At 32.2% G+C, this 15097-nt stretch carries 19 protein-coding genes and 1 tRNA gene; 11 read left to right on the forward strand and 9 right to left on the reverse strand.

Annotated elements, in window-relative coordinates:
• Nucleotides 1-4: 4 nt before the first annotated feature.
• Genes ACYX4H_RS09270 through nqrF form a run of 4 tightly spaced genes read left to right on the forward strand, consistent with a single transcriptional unit; the run spans nucleotide 5 to nucleotide 3437 of the window.
• Nucleotides 5-757: a Na(+)-translocating NADH-quinone reductase subunit C gene (locus ACYX4H_RS09270; protein ID WP_476235984.1), complete on the forward strand. Its 753-nt coding sequence runs from the start codon at nucleotides 5-7 to the stop codon at nucleotides 755-757.
• 4 nt (nucleotides 758-761) lie between these two features.
• Nucleotides 762-1406, forward strand: coding sequence for an NADH:ubiquinone reductase (Na(+)-transporting) subunit D (locus tag ACYX4H_RS09275; protein WP_475294318.1), 645 nt, complete (start codon nucleotides 762-764; stop codon nucleotides 1404-1406).
• A gap of 5 nt (nucleotides 1407-1411) precedes the next feature.
• Nucleotides 1412-2122: an NADH:ubiquinone reductase (Na(+)-transporting) subunit E gene (gene nqrE / locus ACYX4H_RS09280; RefSeq protein ID WP_475294317.1), complete on the forward strand. Its 711-nt coding sequence runs from the start codon at nucleotides 1412-1414 to the stop codon at nucleotides 2120-2122.
• Between the two features lies 1 nt (nucleotide 2123).
• Nucleotides 2124-3437: an NADH:ubiquinone reductase (Na(+)-transporting) subunit F gene (gene nqrF, locus ACYX4H_RS09285; RefSeq protein ID WP_476235986.1), complete on the forward strand. Its 1314-nt coding sequence runs from the start codon at nucleotides 2124-2126 to the stop codon at nucleotides 3435-3437.
• A 74-nt stretch (nucleotides 3438-3511) separates the two neighbouring features.
• Here nqrF and ACYX4H_RS09290 read toward each other — a convergent pair whose 3' ends face one another.
• Complete coding sequence (locus tag ACYX4H_RS09290; RefSeq protein WP_476235988.1) at nucleotides 3512-3964, reverse strand: Na(+)-translocating NADH-quinone reductase subunit F; 453 nt, start codon at nucleotides 3962-3964, stop codon at nucleotides 3512-3514.
• A gap of 75 nt (nucleotides 3965-4039) precedes the next feature.
• On the opposite strand from ACYX4H_RS09290, the gene ACYX4H_RS09295 reads away from it, so the two are divergent.
• Nucleotides 4040-4417 carry a Na(+)-translocating NADH-quinone reductase subunit F gene (locus tag ACYX4H_RS09295; RefSeq protein WP_476235990.1) on the forward strand — a complete coding sequence of 126 codons (378 nt, stop codon included), beginning with the start codon at nucleotides 4040-4042 and terminating at the stop codon, nucleotides 4415-4417.
• A gap of 3 nt (nucleotides 4418-4420) precedes the next feature.
• Nucleotides 4421-5395, forward strand: a complete 975-nt coding sequence (locus ACYX4H_RS09300; RefSeq protein ID WP_476235991.1) for an FAD:protein FMN transferase — start codon at nucleotides 4421-4423, stop codon at nucleotides 5393-5395.
• Nucleotides 5396-5541: 146 nt separating this feature from the next.
• On the opposite strand, the gene ACYX4H_RS09305 is transcribed toward ACYX4H_RS09300, so the two are convergent.
• The 6 genes from ACYX4H_RS09305 to gpmI form a co-directional block, all read right to left on the reverse strand.
• The gene (locus tag ACYX4H_RS09305) at nucleotides 5542-5910 is read right to left on the reverse strand and encodes a DUF423 domain-containing protein (protein ID WP_476235993.1); all 369 of its coding nucleotides are present in this window, start codon (nucleotides 5908-5910) and stop codon (nucleotides 5542-5544) included.
• Nucleotides 5911-5916: 6 nt separating this feature from the next.
• Nucleotides 5917-6684: a class I SAM-dependent methyltransferase gene (locus ACYX4H_RS09310; RefSeq protein WP_476235994.1), complete on the reverse strand. Its 768-nt coding sequence runs from the start codon at nucleotides 6682-6684 to the stop codon at nucleotides 5917-5919.
• 5 nt (nucleotides 6685-6689) lie between these two features.
• Complete coding sequence (locus ACYX4H_RS09315) at nucleotides 6690-7472, reverse strand: DUF3050 domain-containing protein (protein ID WP_476235995.1); 783 nt, start codon at nucleotides 7470-7472, stop codon at nucleotides 6690-6692.
• A gap of 6 nt (nucleotides 7473-7478) precedes the next feature.
• Nucleotides 7479-8297, reverse strand: a complete 819-nt coding sequence (map, locus tag ACYX4H_RS09320; protein WP_475294309.1) for a type I methionyl aminopeptidase — start codon at nucleotides 8295-8297, stop codon at nucleotides 7479-7481.
• 73 nt (nucleotides 8298-8370) lie between these two features.
• Complete coding sequence (locus ACYX4H_RS09325; RefSeq protein ID WP_475294308.1) at nucleotides 8371-8775, reverse strand: BT0820 family HAD-type phosphatase; 405 nt, start codon at nucleotides 8773-8775, stop codon at nucleotides 8371-8373.
• Between the two features lie 184 nt (nucleotides 8776-8959).
• Complete coding sequence (gene gpmI, locus ACYX4H_RS09330; protein WP_476235996.1) at nucleotides 8960-10474, reverse strand: 2,3-bisphosphoglycerate-independent phosphoglycerate mutase; 1515 nt, start codon at nucleotides 10472-10474, stop codon at nucleotides 8960-8962.
• Between the two features lie 268 nt (nucleotides 10475-10742).
• Between gpmI and ACYX4H_RS09335 the strand changes: the two genes are divergently transcribed.
• The gene (locus ACYX4H_RS09335) at nucleotides 10743-11144 is read left to right on the forward strand and encodes an ankyrin repeat domain-containing protein (protein ID WP_475294306.1); all 402 of its coding nucleotides are present in this window, start codon (nucleotides 10743-10745) and stop codon (nucleotides 11142-11144) included.
• Between the two features lie 67 nt (nucleotides 11145-11211).
• Here the strand turns inward: ACYX4H_RS09335 and ACYX4H_RS09340 are convergent, their stop codons facing one another.
• Nucleotides 11212-11979: a M48 family metalloprotease gene (locus ACYX4H_RS09340; protein WP_476235997.1), complete on the reverse strand. Its 768-nt coding sequence runs from the start codon at nucleotides 11977-11979 to the stop codon at nucleotides 11212-11214.
• Nucleotides 11980-12044: 65 nt separating this feature from the next.
• Between ACYX4H_RS09340 and ACYX4H_RS09345 the strand changes: the two genes are divergently transcribed.
• Together ACYX4H_RS09345 and ACYX4H_RS09350 are read left to right on the forward strand one after the other, a co-directional pair.
• Nucleotides 12045-12533 (forward strand): GNAT family N-acetyltransferase, encoded by a 489-nt coding sequence (locus ACYX4H_RS09345; RefSeq protein WP_476235998.1) that lies wholly within the window; start codon nucleotides 12045-12047, stop codon nucleotides 12531-12533.
• 47 nt (nucleotides 12534-12580) lie between these two features.
• A tRNA-Gly gene (locus tag ACYX4H_RS09350) sits at nucleotides 12581-12653 on the forward strand.
• A 31-nt stretch (nucleotides 12654-12684) separates the two neighbouring features.
• On the opposite strand, the gene pepE is transcribed toward ACYX4H_RS09350, so the two are convergent.
• A complete protein-coding gene (gene pepE, locus ACYX4H_RS09355; RefSeq protein WP_476235999.1) occupies nucleotides 12685-13392 on the reverse strand; it encodes a dipeptidase PepE in 708 nt (235 codons plus the stop codon).
• A 122-nt stretch (nucleotides 13393-13514) separates the two neighbouring features.
• Between pepE and ACYX4H_RS09360 the strand changes: the two genes are divergently transcribed.
• Together ACYX4H_RS09360 and ACYX4H_RS09365 are read left to right on the forward strand one after the other, a co-directional pair.
• Nucleotides 13515-14318 (forward strand): carboxypeptidase-like regulatory domain-containing protein, encoded by an 804-nt coding sequence (locus tag ACYX4H_RS09360; protein ID WP_476236000.1) that lies wholly within the window; start codon nucleotides 13515-13517, stop codon nucleotides 14316-14318.
• Complete coding sequence (locus tag ACYX4H_RS09365; protein WP_476236002.1) at nucleotides 14305-15096, forward strand: hypothetical protein; 792 nt, start codon at nucleotides 14305-14307, stop codon at nucleotides 15094-15096. The genes ACYX4H_RS09360 and ACYX4H_RS09365 overlap by 14 nt, the downstream gene beginning before the upstream one ends.
• Nucleotide 15097 lies beyond the last annotated feature (1 nt).

Genomic DNA, 15097 nt, shown 5'->3' on the forward strand with positions numbered 1-15097 from the left:
AAAGATGAGTAATAAAACAGATAGTAACGTATACACTATATTATTTGCCATAGGAATGGTAGTAGTAGTAGGCGCCTTATTAGCTTTTACAGCAGCGTCTTTAAAGCCAAATATTGCAGAAAATGTACGTTTAGAAAAGCAACAAAACATTTTATATGCTATGGGTGTTAATGAAAACGATGAAAGTTCAGCCGTTTTTGTTGATAAAGCCGAAGCTCCAGAATTGTTTAAAAAATACATTACTAAACAATTAGTAATTAAAGGTGGTGATGTTTCTGAAAATAACGAAGCTTACCTTATAGACATTAAAAAGCAAAAAGTAATTGGTAATGATAACCCAAGCGAGCGTAAGTTACCTTTATTTGTTGGTGAAAAAAATGGTAAAACATTTTACGTAGTGCCAATTTACGGTAAAGGTTTATGGGATGCCATTTGGGGGTACGTGTCTTTAAATAAAGATATGGTAGTTCAAGGTGCTTATTTTGACCATAAAGGTGAAACACCAGGTTTAGGTGCTAACATTAAAGAACGTTTTTTTATGGACGATTTTATTGGTGAGCATTTACTAGATGAAAGTGGATATTTTAAAGGTATTGATGTTGCCAAGGGTAATGCAGACCCAAAAAATGAAAATAAAACCGATAACGAGGTTGATGCTATTGCAGGAGCAACTATTACAGGTAATGGTGTAACTGCAATGATTAAGAGCGATCTTAAATTGTACAAGCCTTATTTCGATAATCTTAAAAACAATTAAACATATGGGACTTTTATCAAAAAAAGATGCCAAGTTAATAACAGACCCGTTAGCAGATAACAACCCAATTACTATTCAAGTATTAGGTATTTGTTCTGCACTAGCAATTACTGCAGAGCTTAAAGCATCTATTGTAATGGCTATATCGGTATTATTTGTATTAGGTGTTGGTAACGTTGTGATTTCTTTAATGCGAAATATTATTCCATCAAAAATCAGGATTATCGTTCAGCTTACAGTAGTTGCTGCTTTAGTAATTATTGTAGATCAAGTACTAAAAGCATTCGCTTATGAGCTAAGTAAAACATTATCAGTTTTTGTAGGTTTAATCATTACAAACTGTATCATTATGGGACGTTTTGAAGCTTTTGCCTTAGGTAATGGCCCATGGAAATCGTTTTTAGATGGTATTGGTAACGCTTTAGGTTACGGTGTTATACTTATAATAGTAGGTTTCTTTAGAGAATTATTAGGTTCTGGTACTTTATTAGGATTTAAAGTTTTAGGAGATCCTATTGAAAAAACAGGTTTGTACGCCATAGGGTATGAAAACAATGGTTTTATGCTATTATCACCAATGGCATTAATTGTTGTAGGTATCATTATTTGGGTGCAACGTAGTAGAAATAAAGACTTAATAGAAGACTAAGAAAAATGGAACATTTAGAATTATTTTTCAAATCAATATTTATAGATAACATGGTATTTGCTACATTCTTAGGAATGTGTTCTTACCTAGCAGTATCTAAAAAAGTAAGTACAGCCGTAGGTTTAGGTGCTGCAGTAGTTTTTGTACTAGCAGTAACAGTACCAGTTAACTGGTTGTTAGATCAATACATTCTTCAACCAGGAGCATTACAATGGCTAGGTGAAGAATATGCAGATTATGATTTAAGTTTCTTATCATTCATCATGTTTATTGCAACCATTGCAACCATGGTACAATTAGTAGAAATTATTGTTGAAAAATTTGCACCTGCATTATATAATTCACTAGGTATATTTTTACCACTAATTGCCGTAAACTGTGCAATTTTAGGAGGCTCACTATTTATGCAATCTCGCGAAATTCAAACTATTGGTTTAGCCTTTAACTATGGTATTTCTTCTGGTATTGGGTGGTTTTTAGCAATTTTAGCTATCGCAGCAATACGCGAAAAAATCCGCTATTCAAATGTGCCAGCACCTTTAAGAGGTTTAGGTATTACTTTCATTATTACAGGTTTAATGGCCATTGGTTTTATGAGTTTTGGTGGTATGCTAACAGGTGGTGATGATGAGAAAAAAGAAGAAAAAACAGCTAAGGTAGAAGAAGATAAAGCAAGCAAAGAAATAGCTGATAACACAATAAAAGCAGTAAAATAACATGGTATTTTTAGCAGCTAGTACAACAGGAACAATTATAGCAACTGTAGCAGCGTTTTTAGTTTTAACACTTGCTTTAGTTGGCTTACTATTATTTGTAAAGCAAAAATTAGCACCGTCTGGTCCTGTAAAAATTAAGATAAACGGTGAAAAAGAAATTGAAGTACCATCAGGAGGTAGCTTACTATCTACTTTAGGAAATCAAAAAATATTTTTACCATCAGCTTGTGGTGGTGGTGGTACATGTATTCAATGTGAGTGTCATGTATTAGAAGGAGGAGGCGAAGCACTTCCAACTGAAACACCTCATTTTACACGTAAAGAATTACAACACGGTGCACGTTTAGCTTGTCAAGTAAAAGTTAAACAAGACATGAATATTACCATTCCTGAAGAAGTTTTTGGTATTAAAAAGTGGGAAGCTGAAGTTGTACGTAACTACAACGTAGCATCGTTTATTAAAGAATTCGTTGTTCGCATTCCTGAAGATATGAATTACAAAGCTGGTGGATATATTCAAATTGAAATTCCTAAATGCGAAATTAAATATGCTGATATTGATATAACAGCTCACCCTGAAGAGCACGAAACACCAGATAAATTTCAAGCAGAATGGGATAAGTTTGGTTTATGGCCTTTAGTAATGAAAAATGATGAGATTGTAGAGCGTGCTTATTCTATGGCTTCTTATCCAGCAGAGGGAAGAGATATTATGCTTAACGTACGTATTGCAACTCCACCATGGGATAGAAATAAAAATGGTTGGATGGATGTAAACCCAGGTGTTGCGTCATCATACATTTTTTCTAGAAAACAAGGAGATAAAGTAACCATTTCTGGTCCTTACGGAGAATTTTTTATTAATGAAAGTGATGCTGAAATGTTATACGTTGGTGGTGGTGCAGGTATGGCGCCAATGCGTTCACATTTATACCACTTATTTAAAACATTAGAAACAGGAAGAACTGTTACCTATTGGTACGGCGGACGTTCAAAACGTGAGTTATTTTACCTAGAGCATTTCTATGAATTAGAACGTAAATTTCCTAACTTTAAATTTTTCTTAGCATTATCTGAGCCTTTACCAGAAGATAACTGGAAAGTTAAAAAAGATATTCATGATGAAGAAGGTGATGGTTTTGTTGGGTTTATTCACAACTGTGTAATTGATAATTACTTAAACCATCATGAATCTCCAGAAGATATTGAATTATATTTCTGCGGACCACCATTAATGAACCAAGCTGTTCAAAAAATGGGCGAAGATTTTGGTATTCCAGATGAAAACATCAGATTTGATGACTTTGGTGGATAAAAACTAAATATTATTTTATACTATATCTTTTAGTATTATAAAAACAAAACCAACGCATTGCGTTGGTTTTTGTTTTATACATATTGTTGTTGTAATATGTTTTCTTTTTTTTGCATGAACAGTACTTTATAATCCATAACATTATTAATATTATCTAGCTTACATAATAGCTCAATAACATCACTTAAACCATTAAAAAGCACATAATTATCTGTTGGGTTTTCAGGTCTTTTATTTTTATAATGTAACGGTAATTCATAACCACATGCTTTTAAAAACACACGTTCTATTTTTAGTAGTTCATTTGGTGTATAGCCATTAAATTTTCTTCCCAATTTTTGGTGTACCTTTCCAACATAATTTAAATTTAAAGCACCGTGGTTATCGGTTAAATGTTTCCAACTATCCGTATTATCCAAAATATTTCCAACCGCACACTGCTTACAACATTCAGGGTTTAATGTTTTGTTATAAAAAGCAATGTATAATTTTTTAATAGCAGCATCAAATCGAGGTGTAGTTTTCATAATTCAAATTATTTTTTTAAGCATTATAAAGTTAAACAAATTTTATGCAACGTCATAAAACTGTAAATTTGCAGTATGAGTAAACCACTTTCACAACAAGAATTACATAACTTAGCCATGAACCATGTTGGCAAAGATTTAGAAAATAGAGGTTTTGAGTTTGTAGCCATAAATAGCCAGTTAAAAAAACATCCGCAGTTTGTTTGTATTGATAAAAATAGCCAATACTATTTTGTAATTGTTAAAGCTGTTTTATTACCAGACAACCCTAATAACTATGATGTAGTTTGGATGGAAACCTTCAAAAAACATGCACGCGATAAAAATGCCAAAGTATTGTATGCAGGTGTTGGTTTAGGAAACCCTAACGACGAAAGTTTACCTGTCTATTTAAATCAGGAATATTTAATTGAGTATAACGGCATACAAGTAGTAGAAACCAATTTAAATTAACTTATGAAAAAACTACTTATTTTATGTTTCGTAATAACTATTTACAGTTGCAAAAAAAATAGTGTAAATACCAAGCTAACAGGTACGGTTTTTGGTACGTCGTACACGTTTATTTATGATTCTAATAAAAATTATAAAAAAGAGTTCGATAGTGTTTTTAAGGTATTAAACACATCATTATCAACATACCAACGAGATTCTGATATTTCTAAAATAAATAGAAACGAACCTGTTAAAGTAGATAATCATTTCATTAACGTTTATAAAACAGCAAAAACTATTTTTAATGAAACAGAAGGCGCTTTTGATCCTACAATAGGCAATATTGTAAATGCATGGAGTTTTGGGGCAGAAAGGGCTATAAAAAACATTGATAGTGTTAAAATAGATAGTTTAATGCAGTATGTAGGTTTTAATAAAACCCAATTAAATGGTAACATTATTAAAAAAGATAACCCTAATGTTTATTTAGAATTTAATGCGCTTGCTAAAGGATATGGTGTTGATGTTATATCCCAATTTTTAGAGCAAAAAGGTATTCATAACTATTTAGTTGAAATTGGTGGAGAAATTCGAGTTAAGGGAATGAATATTGAAAAGCAAGCGCCATGGAAAGTAGGGGTAGAAGAGCCACATTTTGATGGTAAACAATCAATTTTAAAAGCTATTGTTTTAAACGAAGGAGCAATGGCAACTTCAGGCACTTATAGAAAATTTAAACGTGATGAAAACGGCAATAGATTTTCGCATATAATTGATACCAAAACAGGCTATTCTAGCAAAACCAACTTATTAAGTATTTCTGTTATAGCTAAAGATTGTATGACAGCCGATGCTTATGCAACAGCTTTTAAAGCTATGGGAATAGAAAAAGTTAAAGCGTTTTTAAAAAAACACCCTGAATTAAAAGTGTTTTTAATTTTTGAAAATGATGAAAGCACTTTTGAAACACTTGCTTTGAACGGTTTTCCTGAATAAAATATTATAGTATGTGACCTATCAAAAAAAATTGTGTCTTATAAGTGCTATTAATCACATTTGATTAAAAAAAGTCGTGCCTTTGTTCGTTTATGGTACGGCTTTTTTTGTGCTTTATAAACTTATACTAGCATTTTAGAAATAATTTATAACACTTGAATAATAATTAATAACCAACCCGCAACAAATAGAAGCCCACCAATAGGAGTAATAGGCCCAAGAAATTTTAGTTTTTTGCCTTTTGCATCACTTAAAACCAAACCGTAAATACTAAACGAAAAAAGAATTATACCTAAAGTGAAGCACCAATACATTGCAGAGGTTGAAAACTGAAAGTTAAAGCCTAAAACTAATAAAACAATAGCATGATACATTTGATATTTCACACCAGTTTCAAAACTTTTTAATTGATCTTCAGAAAGTATTTTCTTTAATGCATGTGCACCAAACGCACCAAAAATTATGGCTAACATTCCGAATAAAGCACCTGTAATAATAAAAACTTGTTGTGTCATGTTGGTTTATTTTTTTCTAACTAAAGGAATAATTTCGCCTTTAGCTAATCGATATTTATCAATTTCAGAATCTGATAATTTAGCGGTATAATCTATCTCTTCAACTGTAAAACCAATACGTCTCAGTTTGTTAAAATAATCTCTACCATAAACACGAACGTGATCATATTGCCCAAATATTTTAGCACGCTCAGCCTTATCTGTTATTGTATCATCTTCAAACGTAAATTCTCGATTTAAATCTTGAGGTATTTGAAATATTCCAAATCCTCCAGGTTTCATAACACGATATAGTTCTTGCATAGCCTTTGTATCATCTGGTATATGTTCTAACACATGATTGCAAAAAATAACGTCGTAACTATTTTCTTCAAAAGGAAGATTACAAATATCAGCCTTTACATCTGCAATGGGCGATAATAAATCTGTAGTAGTATAATCTAAATTTTTAAGTTCTCTAAAACGTTTTAAAAAACATTGCTCTGGTGCAAAATGAAGGACTTTAAAATTGTTTGAAAAAAAATCGGTTTCATTTTTTAAATATAACCAAAGCAGCCTGTGGCGTTCTAAACTTAAGGTAGAAGGCGATAAAATATTGTCGCGTTGTGTTACATAGCCATACGATAAAAACGATTTAAAGCTTTTACCATCAATTGGGTCTGTGTATGTGTTTCCTTTTAAAAAAAAAGCTAAAATTGGTCTTACGATGTAACTTAACCTAATTAAAAGCGGTCTTGGAACTAAGTTTAATATGAATTTAAAAAGTTGTTTCAAGTTAATCAAACGTCAGCTGTTTTGTGACACTCTATTAAATTATAAATACCATCCCAAAGTGCTATTCTATGCTGCAAAGCTAATTTAGAAACTTCTAAAGTTTCCTCCCATTTTTGAGAATCATTACCACATAAATCTTCAATCATTTTTAAAGATAAAGGCCCGTGCTCATCGCCATCTAGCTCTATATGTCTTTGTAAATAATAGCTTAATTTACTGTAGTTTTTACCGTTTGTTTCAGCTTTATTTATAATTTCAAAAAACATATCAGGTATAATATCTTCTCTTCCAAAAGTAAAGGCGGCTGCAATTTTGTGGGGTTGGTTTGTAGCTATAGTATTAAATGTGAAATTTACAAATTTGGTAATGTACGCTGGTGTTTGGCTTTTGTGCAAACTTGCTTCTATAGAATAACCATGAGATAAAAATTCTAAAAAATTACCAATGCCACTAGTGCTAGCACCAACTTGTTGCATAGCATCAATATACATTTCATAATGACTTTTAGGCTGCCCCAATTCATTAACATCGCTTTCTTCACCTAATACAATTTCATTAATAAAACGTGCAGTAGCTGGGTTTTTTGCAGGCATCCAAGGCAAATTAGTGCATGTTAAACTATTTTGAAGTGCTTTTAATAACGACATAAAATCCCAAACGGCAAACACATGTGCCTCCATAAAAGTTTTTATATCATCAATAGTTTTTAAATGGCTGTATAATTTATGATTGTTGAGTTGATTACGCAGTTGGCTTAACTGGTTTTCTATAGTTTGTATTTGTGTCATGTGTGTTTAAAGAACTAAAGCATTTTGTCTAAAAGCGTTTTCTTCATCACTTGTAATACCTAAAGCTTCATGAACATAAGCAAAGGTTGAAAGAATTTCAGGTTTTCCGTCAACTAAAGCTACATCATGTTCAAAATGTACACTTGGTTTACCATCGCGCGTAACAATAGTCCAACCATCTTTAAGCTGTTTAATTCTGTGTGTACCCATATTTATCATAGGTTCAATAGCCACAACCATACCTTCAATAAATTTTTTGCCTCTGCCACGCTTACCGTAGTTTGGCATTTCAGGGTCTTCGTGCATTTTTTTTCCTAAACCATGTCCAACAAGCTCTCTAACAACACCGTAGCCTTGGTTTTCGCAATATTGTTGTATGGCATAACCAACATCGCCCACACGGTTGCCATGTTTAAATTGAGCTATACCAACGTATAAAGATTCTTTGGTAGTTTGTATAAGTTTTTTAGTGTCTTCAGCAACGTTTCCTATTTCAAAAGTATAGGCGTGGTCACCGTAAAACTCGTTCATTAAAGCGCCACAGTCAATAGATACAATATCGCCATCTTTTAAAGGTATATCAGTAGGTAAGCCATGTACAACGGCATCATTTACACTACAAAGTAATGTAGATGGGCAGTCATAAAGCCCTTTAAAACCAGGCAAAGCACCATGGTCTCTGATAAATTCTTCAGCAATGGTATCTAAATAATTTGTGGTAACACCTTCTTTAACTTCGGTGGCTAGCATACCTAAAGTTTTAGATACTATAAGCGCACTTTGGCGCATTAATTCAATTTCTTCTTTTGTTTTTACTACTATCATACCTAAAAAATATTGGCAAAGATACTAAATAGAAAACAAGAATACTTTAAAAAGCCAAAAGTGTTGATGGTGGTTATTTAAAAAGTCCGAAAAGGCCTTTTTTCTTTTCAATTTTAGGTGGTTGGCTATTGGTTAGCTCTTGGTAAATTTCTCCCCAACCAGGAAAGCCGCCAAAGTTTCTATCATCAATAAAAATATCGGCATTAATTTTTCTACTGGCATCATTATTAAATTCTTCTTCCGGAAAACTGTTATTAACTGCATAAAAAACAACACCATTTTCTTTACAAAAATTTACGGCTTCATCTAATTTGTTGCCAAATCTGTAGGTCCATAAAATAAGTCTATGCCCTTTGTCTTGTAACATTTTTAAGGTATCAAAAGCAAACATTTGAGGTTTGCCAATTTTTGGATAAGCATCTTCAACAATGGTACCATCAAAATCAACAGCAATTACTAAAGTATCATTAAAATTCATATGTTTTTACAGACTTGAGTTTGTACAAAAATACACTATTTTTTTAGGTAAACAATTAGGGCGTTACCCTAAAGGGTCGGGCTTTACGTTATATCTTTTTCTCGTGCCTCAAAAAAGGATGTCACTACAATCCCTAACGCAAAAAAGCCTGCTTTGGGCAGGCTTTTTTTAAAGACTATTTATTTTATACTAAAGAGTGTTGCGTCATAGCTTTTGGCTGTTCAACACCAATTAATTTAAGTATTGTTGGTGCAACATCACCAAGAACACCACTTTCAATATTTTTTAATTCGTTATCAATTAAAATAACAGGCACGGGGTTTGTGGTGTGTGCTGTATGGGGTGAACCATCTGGGTTTATCATGGTTTCACAGTTACCGTGGTCTGCAATTAAAAGGGTGGTGTAACCGTTTTCTAAACCAGTTGTAATAACATCTTTGGCGCAGGCATCAACAGCTTCACAAGCTTTAATAGCAGCTTCCATAACGCCTGTATGCCCAACCATATCACCGTTTGCAAAGTTTAAGCAAACAAAATCTGCTTCACCTTTTTGTAATTCAGGCACTAAAGCATCGCGCAACTCGTAGGCGCTCATTTCAGGTTTTAAATCGTAAGTAGCAACTTTGGGCGAATTTTTCAAAATTCTAGACTCACCTTCAAACGGAGTTTCTTGTCCGCCAGAAAAGAAAAATGTAACGTGTGGGTATTTTTCAGTTTCGGCAATTCTAATTTGTTTTTTTCCGTTTTTTGCTAAAACTTCACCTAAAGTTTCAGAGATGTTATCTTTATTAAATATAACTTTAACACCTTCAAAATCATCGCTGTAATTTGTAATAGTAACGTAGTATAAGTCTAGTTTTTTAGTGTTGTACTCAGCAAAATCTTTTTGATTTAACATTTCTGTTAACTCACGGCCTCTATCGGTTCTAAAGTTGTAAAAAATAACAACATCATCTTTTTGTACTTTGGCAATAGGTTCTCCGTTATCATTAGTTACAATAAGTGGTTTTATAAACTCATCAGTAACATCATTATCATAATTAGTTTGTACAGCCGCTGTAGGATTTGTGGTTTTTGTACCTTCGCCGTTTACAATGGCATTGTAGGCTAGTTGTACGCGTTCCCAACGTTTATCTCTGTCCATGGCGTAATAGCGGCCAGTAACAGTAGCTAGTTTGGTATTAGTGCCAGCAATGTGTTTTTCTAAATCTTCAATATAACCTTTGCCAGATTTTGGATCTACATCTCTACCATCAGTAAATGCGTGTACATATGAATTAACGCCCGCATTATTGGCAGCATCAATAAAACCTTTTAGGTGGCTAGTGTGTGCATGAACACCGCCATTACTTAAAAGACCTAAAAAATGAACATTTTTATTGCTATCGGCAGCATATTTTAATGCATCAACTAATACTTTTTCATCTTTTAAAGTATCTTTTTCAATAGCTAAATTAATTTTTGCTAAATCTTGGTATACAATTCTACCTGCACCTAAATTCATGTGGCCAACTTCACTATTTCCCATTTGGCCTTCGGGCAAACCTACGTGTAAACCATCGGTTCTAAGGGTTGCAAAAGGGTATTTTTTGTATAGTGAATCTATGAAAGGTGTGTTTGCATGGTCTATAGCCGAAACTTTTGGGTCTGGAGAGTTTCCCCAACCATCAAGTATCATTAAGATGACTTTTTTGTTCATTTTTTTTAATTTTTTGTACTAAGCAAATATAGGTAAGTTTACTAAAATATGAGCAATAAAAACCGCCGAAATACCTTGTTTTTTAAGGTGTTTTGCGTCGTTTTTTTGAGAAAACGTTTTCGTTAATGGTTTGTGAAATAAATGTTAAAAGTGTGTTATATAAATTTTTTGATGTAACAATTTAAAAATATTGTCGTCTCTTTAGTATATCAAAAAACGTAACATAATTATCAATTAATCAAATAAATCAAACTTAAATTCTTTCATCATGAAAAAAACAATCATTACAACCGCAATTGCATTATGTGTATCTGTAGTATCAATTAATGCTTTACCAGCTACTTCAACTAGTAATACTGCTGCATCAGAGTATTATTTTAAAGTAAATTCATTTTGTGTATCTATTGCCAAAGGCGATTTTGATACTGTAAAAAAATTAATTGAAAGAGGTGCCGATGTTAATGCGCGCTCAAATGGTATGACACCAGCTATGTATGCTGCTAAATTTAACAGAACTGAAATTTTAGAACTTTTAATTGCTGAAGGTGCAAATTTAAAATTAAGATGTTCAAACAAAAGTTACACAGCCGCTAAATATGCACAATTACATGGTGCCAATGAAGCAGCTGCTATTATTAAAGATGCTTTAAAGAAAAAGAAAAAAAAATAATTATAATAATTTTTAAAAATAATTATTTTGAGTTAGTCTGAAAAAGCCTCGCATTGCGAGGCTTTTTCTATAGGTTTCTATATTTATTAATGGCTTCTTTTATTTTTTCAATACGGTTGTCAGGGTCTGGGTGTGTACTTTGAAATTCAGGCACTCTATTAGGGCCAGCAGCCGCTTTTAAAATTTGCATTACACCAATCATTTCTTCGGGATTGTAACCCGCTTTAATCATAAATTTAACACCTAAATCATCACTTTCAAGTTCATCATCACGTCCGTTAGTCAATAACTTTTGCTGGCCAATACCACTAACCACACCACCCATATCTGCACCAACAGAACCAGCAGTTGCAAGCCCTTGCCAATATTCACTTTCGGCAATACGTTCTGCACTATGTCTTCCTAATACATGTCCAATTTCATGACCTAAAACACCAGCAAGCTGATCTTCATTTTCCAATTTTGAAAATAGGGCAAAGGTTATAAATATTTGTCCGCCAGGTAAAGCAAAAGCGTTAATAGTATTAGGGTCGTTTAGTAAATGAAATTCATATTTGTAAGGTGTTTCATTAGCTATACTGTTGTTAATTAGTTTGTTGCCTACATTGTCAATCAATGCTTGGTATTGATTGTTTGGGTGTAAACCACCATGCTGTTGGGCCATTTGCGGAGCGCTTTGTAAACCAATGGCTATTTCTTTATCGGGTGTCATTGAAATAGTTTGCGTTCTGCCAGTATATGGGTTAACTTCTTGTTGGCTGCAGCGTTTAAAAACAAAAAATAGTGCAATAGCTACACCAATTAATAGTCTGAATTTTAAATTCTTTCCTCTCATTTGGTTATAAATTAGGGTTTTAATTTACAAAATAATGTTGTTCAAAAGTGTTACAATTTATAATTATGACACATTTTTTAAGTAAAGTCACTTATTTTTACAGTGTAATTACAAAGCAAAAAGTAATGAGTTTTACATTTAAAATATTAGAAAAGAAAGATATAGATTTAATTATACCATTGGTTTACAAGTTAAATAATAAAAACATTGATAAGGCGCTTTTAAAATTGCGCTTTAATGAAATGGTAACTTATAAAAATTATGAATGTGCTGTAATTTATGATAATGATAAAATTGTAGGGGTAAGCGGTTTATGGTTTTGTACAAGGCATTACTCTGGTAAAAGTGTAGAGCCCGATCATGTTTTTATTGATGAAAGTTACAGAGGAAAAGGCTTAGGTAAACAATTTTTTAATTGGATTTATAGTTACGCAAAAGCAAAAGGTTTTGAAGCCGTAGAGTTGAATACTTATGTGGCAAATGCGGCATCACATAAATTCTATTTTAACGAAGATTTTAAAATTTTAGGCTTTCATTTTTTAAAAAAGCTGTAAAAAGTGTTGCACAAATAAAAATAGGTTTTATATTTGCATCCGCTAATGCGGGAGTAGCTCAGTTGGTAGAGCGTCAGCCTTCCAAGCTGAATGTCGCCGGTTCGAACCCGGTCTCCCGCTCAAAAAGCCTCACATATATTGTGGGGCTTTTTTATTTTAAAGCATTAAGCTCAGTGCCAGTTTTTACTTCGTATGGGGTTTTGCTAGCTTCAAATATTCTAGCAGATAAATTCCCTTTTAAAGTAATGGTATTGTTTTTTACTTGTAACCAACTCCCTTCTCTTAAACCAACAACAGGTTGTGTGTTAAATTTATGAAATTCTTTTATTCTGGTTTCTCGGGTTTCACCCATGTGTTTACTTTTGGTATCAGGATCTAAATAATGCGGATTTATATTAAAAGGCACCAACTTTAAAGCATCAAAACTAGGCGGATACACAATAGGCATATCATTTGTAGTGCGTATGGTAAGTCCGCAAATATTACTGCCAGCACTTGTGCCTAAATAAGGTGTGCCATTAGTAACCACTTGGTTTAAAACATTAGTAAGTTTGTTTTTATAAAGCATGTTAGTTAATACAAAAGTATTACCACCACCCACAAAAATACCTTGTGCGTTTTGTACTGCTTCAACAGGGTTTTTATAACTATGTAATCCTACAACACGTTTATTAATTTTTGAAAAAGCTTTTTTAGCAATTTCGGTGTAAGCATCATGAGTAATACCACTTGGTCTTGCATAGGGTATAAATAAAATTTCTTCAGTATCTTTATATAAATGAGTTAATTCATCTAGAATATATTCTAAATAACCACTGCCATGTATTGTTGAAGTGCTTGCAATAATAATGTTTTTCATAATAAACAAAATAATTAATGGTTGGTAAAAGTATATAAATTGATGTTTTAACAAAAGTTTAAAATGTTATTTCATTTTAATTAAGATTATAAAACCGAACTTTAAATTTTAAAACCAACCTTATGAAAACTCATGTGCTTTTATTTCAATTTTTATTTGTTATTACGGCTGTACAAGCGCAGTTTGTAGACAGAATTTCAGTAAAAGGAACCATTTACGCGCTTGCAAATGATGTTGAAGGTGTTACTATTTTTAATGCGTCATCAAACCAAGGCACTATTACAGATGAGAACGGAACATTTACACTTGATGTAGCTGAAAATGATATTATTCAAATTTCGGCATTACAGTTTCAACCGCTTTCAGTAACTGTAACAAAAGATGTTATAAAATCCAGACAACTAAAAATTCATTTAGTAGAACAAATACATAAGCTAGATGCGGTTTTACTATCATCTGGTTTAACAGGAAATATTAATACAGATGTAGAAAATGTAGCCTATATAAAACCCATAATTTTAGATATGGGAAGCATGAATGTAGATTATGAATATAATGATGAAAAGCCTTTTGATGAAAAATCTGTTGCATACGATTTAAAATCTAGAATTAGTAAAGGCGAACTTTATAATGGTTTTGATTTAGGTAAAATATCGCAATTAATTTTTGGTAAAAAGAACAAAAAATATAAAAAACCAGAATACATAACTGTAGAAAAACCTTTTGAATTGGTTGATTTATACTCGCCGCAATACATAAGCGAAATGTTTAATATTCCTTTAACCAAAGTAGATGCGTTTATAGCCTATGTTGATACCCAAAATTTAGATGCAGAGTTACTTGAAAAGGGTAATGAAATTAAATGTTTACAATTTTTATATGAAAAAAGTGAGCAGTTTTTAAACATACAAAATGCCAAAAATTAACAACTATTTTATTATAATAGTTACTTTTTTTACCATTAAAACCGTATCACAAACTGTTGAAATTTCGGGGCGCGTTATAAGTAAAACCGATGTTGAAAACATTCATGTAATTAACAAAACCGCAAAAGTATTTACTATTACAAATGCTAAAGGGAATTTTACAATTACGGCTAAGGTTAACGATACACTTCAGTTTTCATCTATTTTACATGGTGTAAAAGATGTAAAAGTGTCACAAGGCACCATTATTTCAAAAACCATCCTTGTTAATTTAGATGCGCAAGTAAACCAATTAGAAAAAGTAATTGTTGGAAAAGTGCTTACAGGTAATTTAATGTCAGATATTGAAAACGCAAAAAAAGACCGCCCAATTAATTTTTATGATGTTGGCATACCCGGTTACACCGGAAAAATAGCCACACAAAGTGAACGCCGTTTAAGTGAAGCATCTAGTTTAAGCCCATCAATAGGTATTGGTGGTTCAGTAAGTTTTACACCTTTAATTAATGCTATTACAGGCAGAACAAAAATGCTAAAGCAACGTGTTAAGTTAGAAGAAAAAGACCGTTTAATGCATAGTATAAAAAGTAAATTAGCAAAAGATTTTTTAATGTCTAACCCATTAGAAAATGATGAGGTTAACGATTTTTTTTATTTCTGTTCAGAAGATGAGAATTTTTTAAAACATTGTAAAAATCAATCAGATTTTAAAATTTTAATCTTTTTACGAATGAAATACAAACAATACCAAGCCAATAAACAAACTACAGATAATTAAG

It is taken from the genome of Seonamhaeicola sp. ABD4_340 (assembly GCF_056312135.1).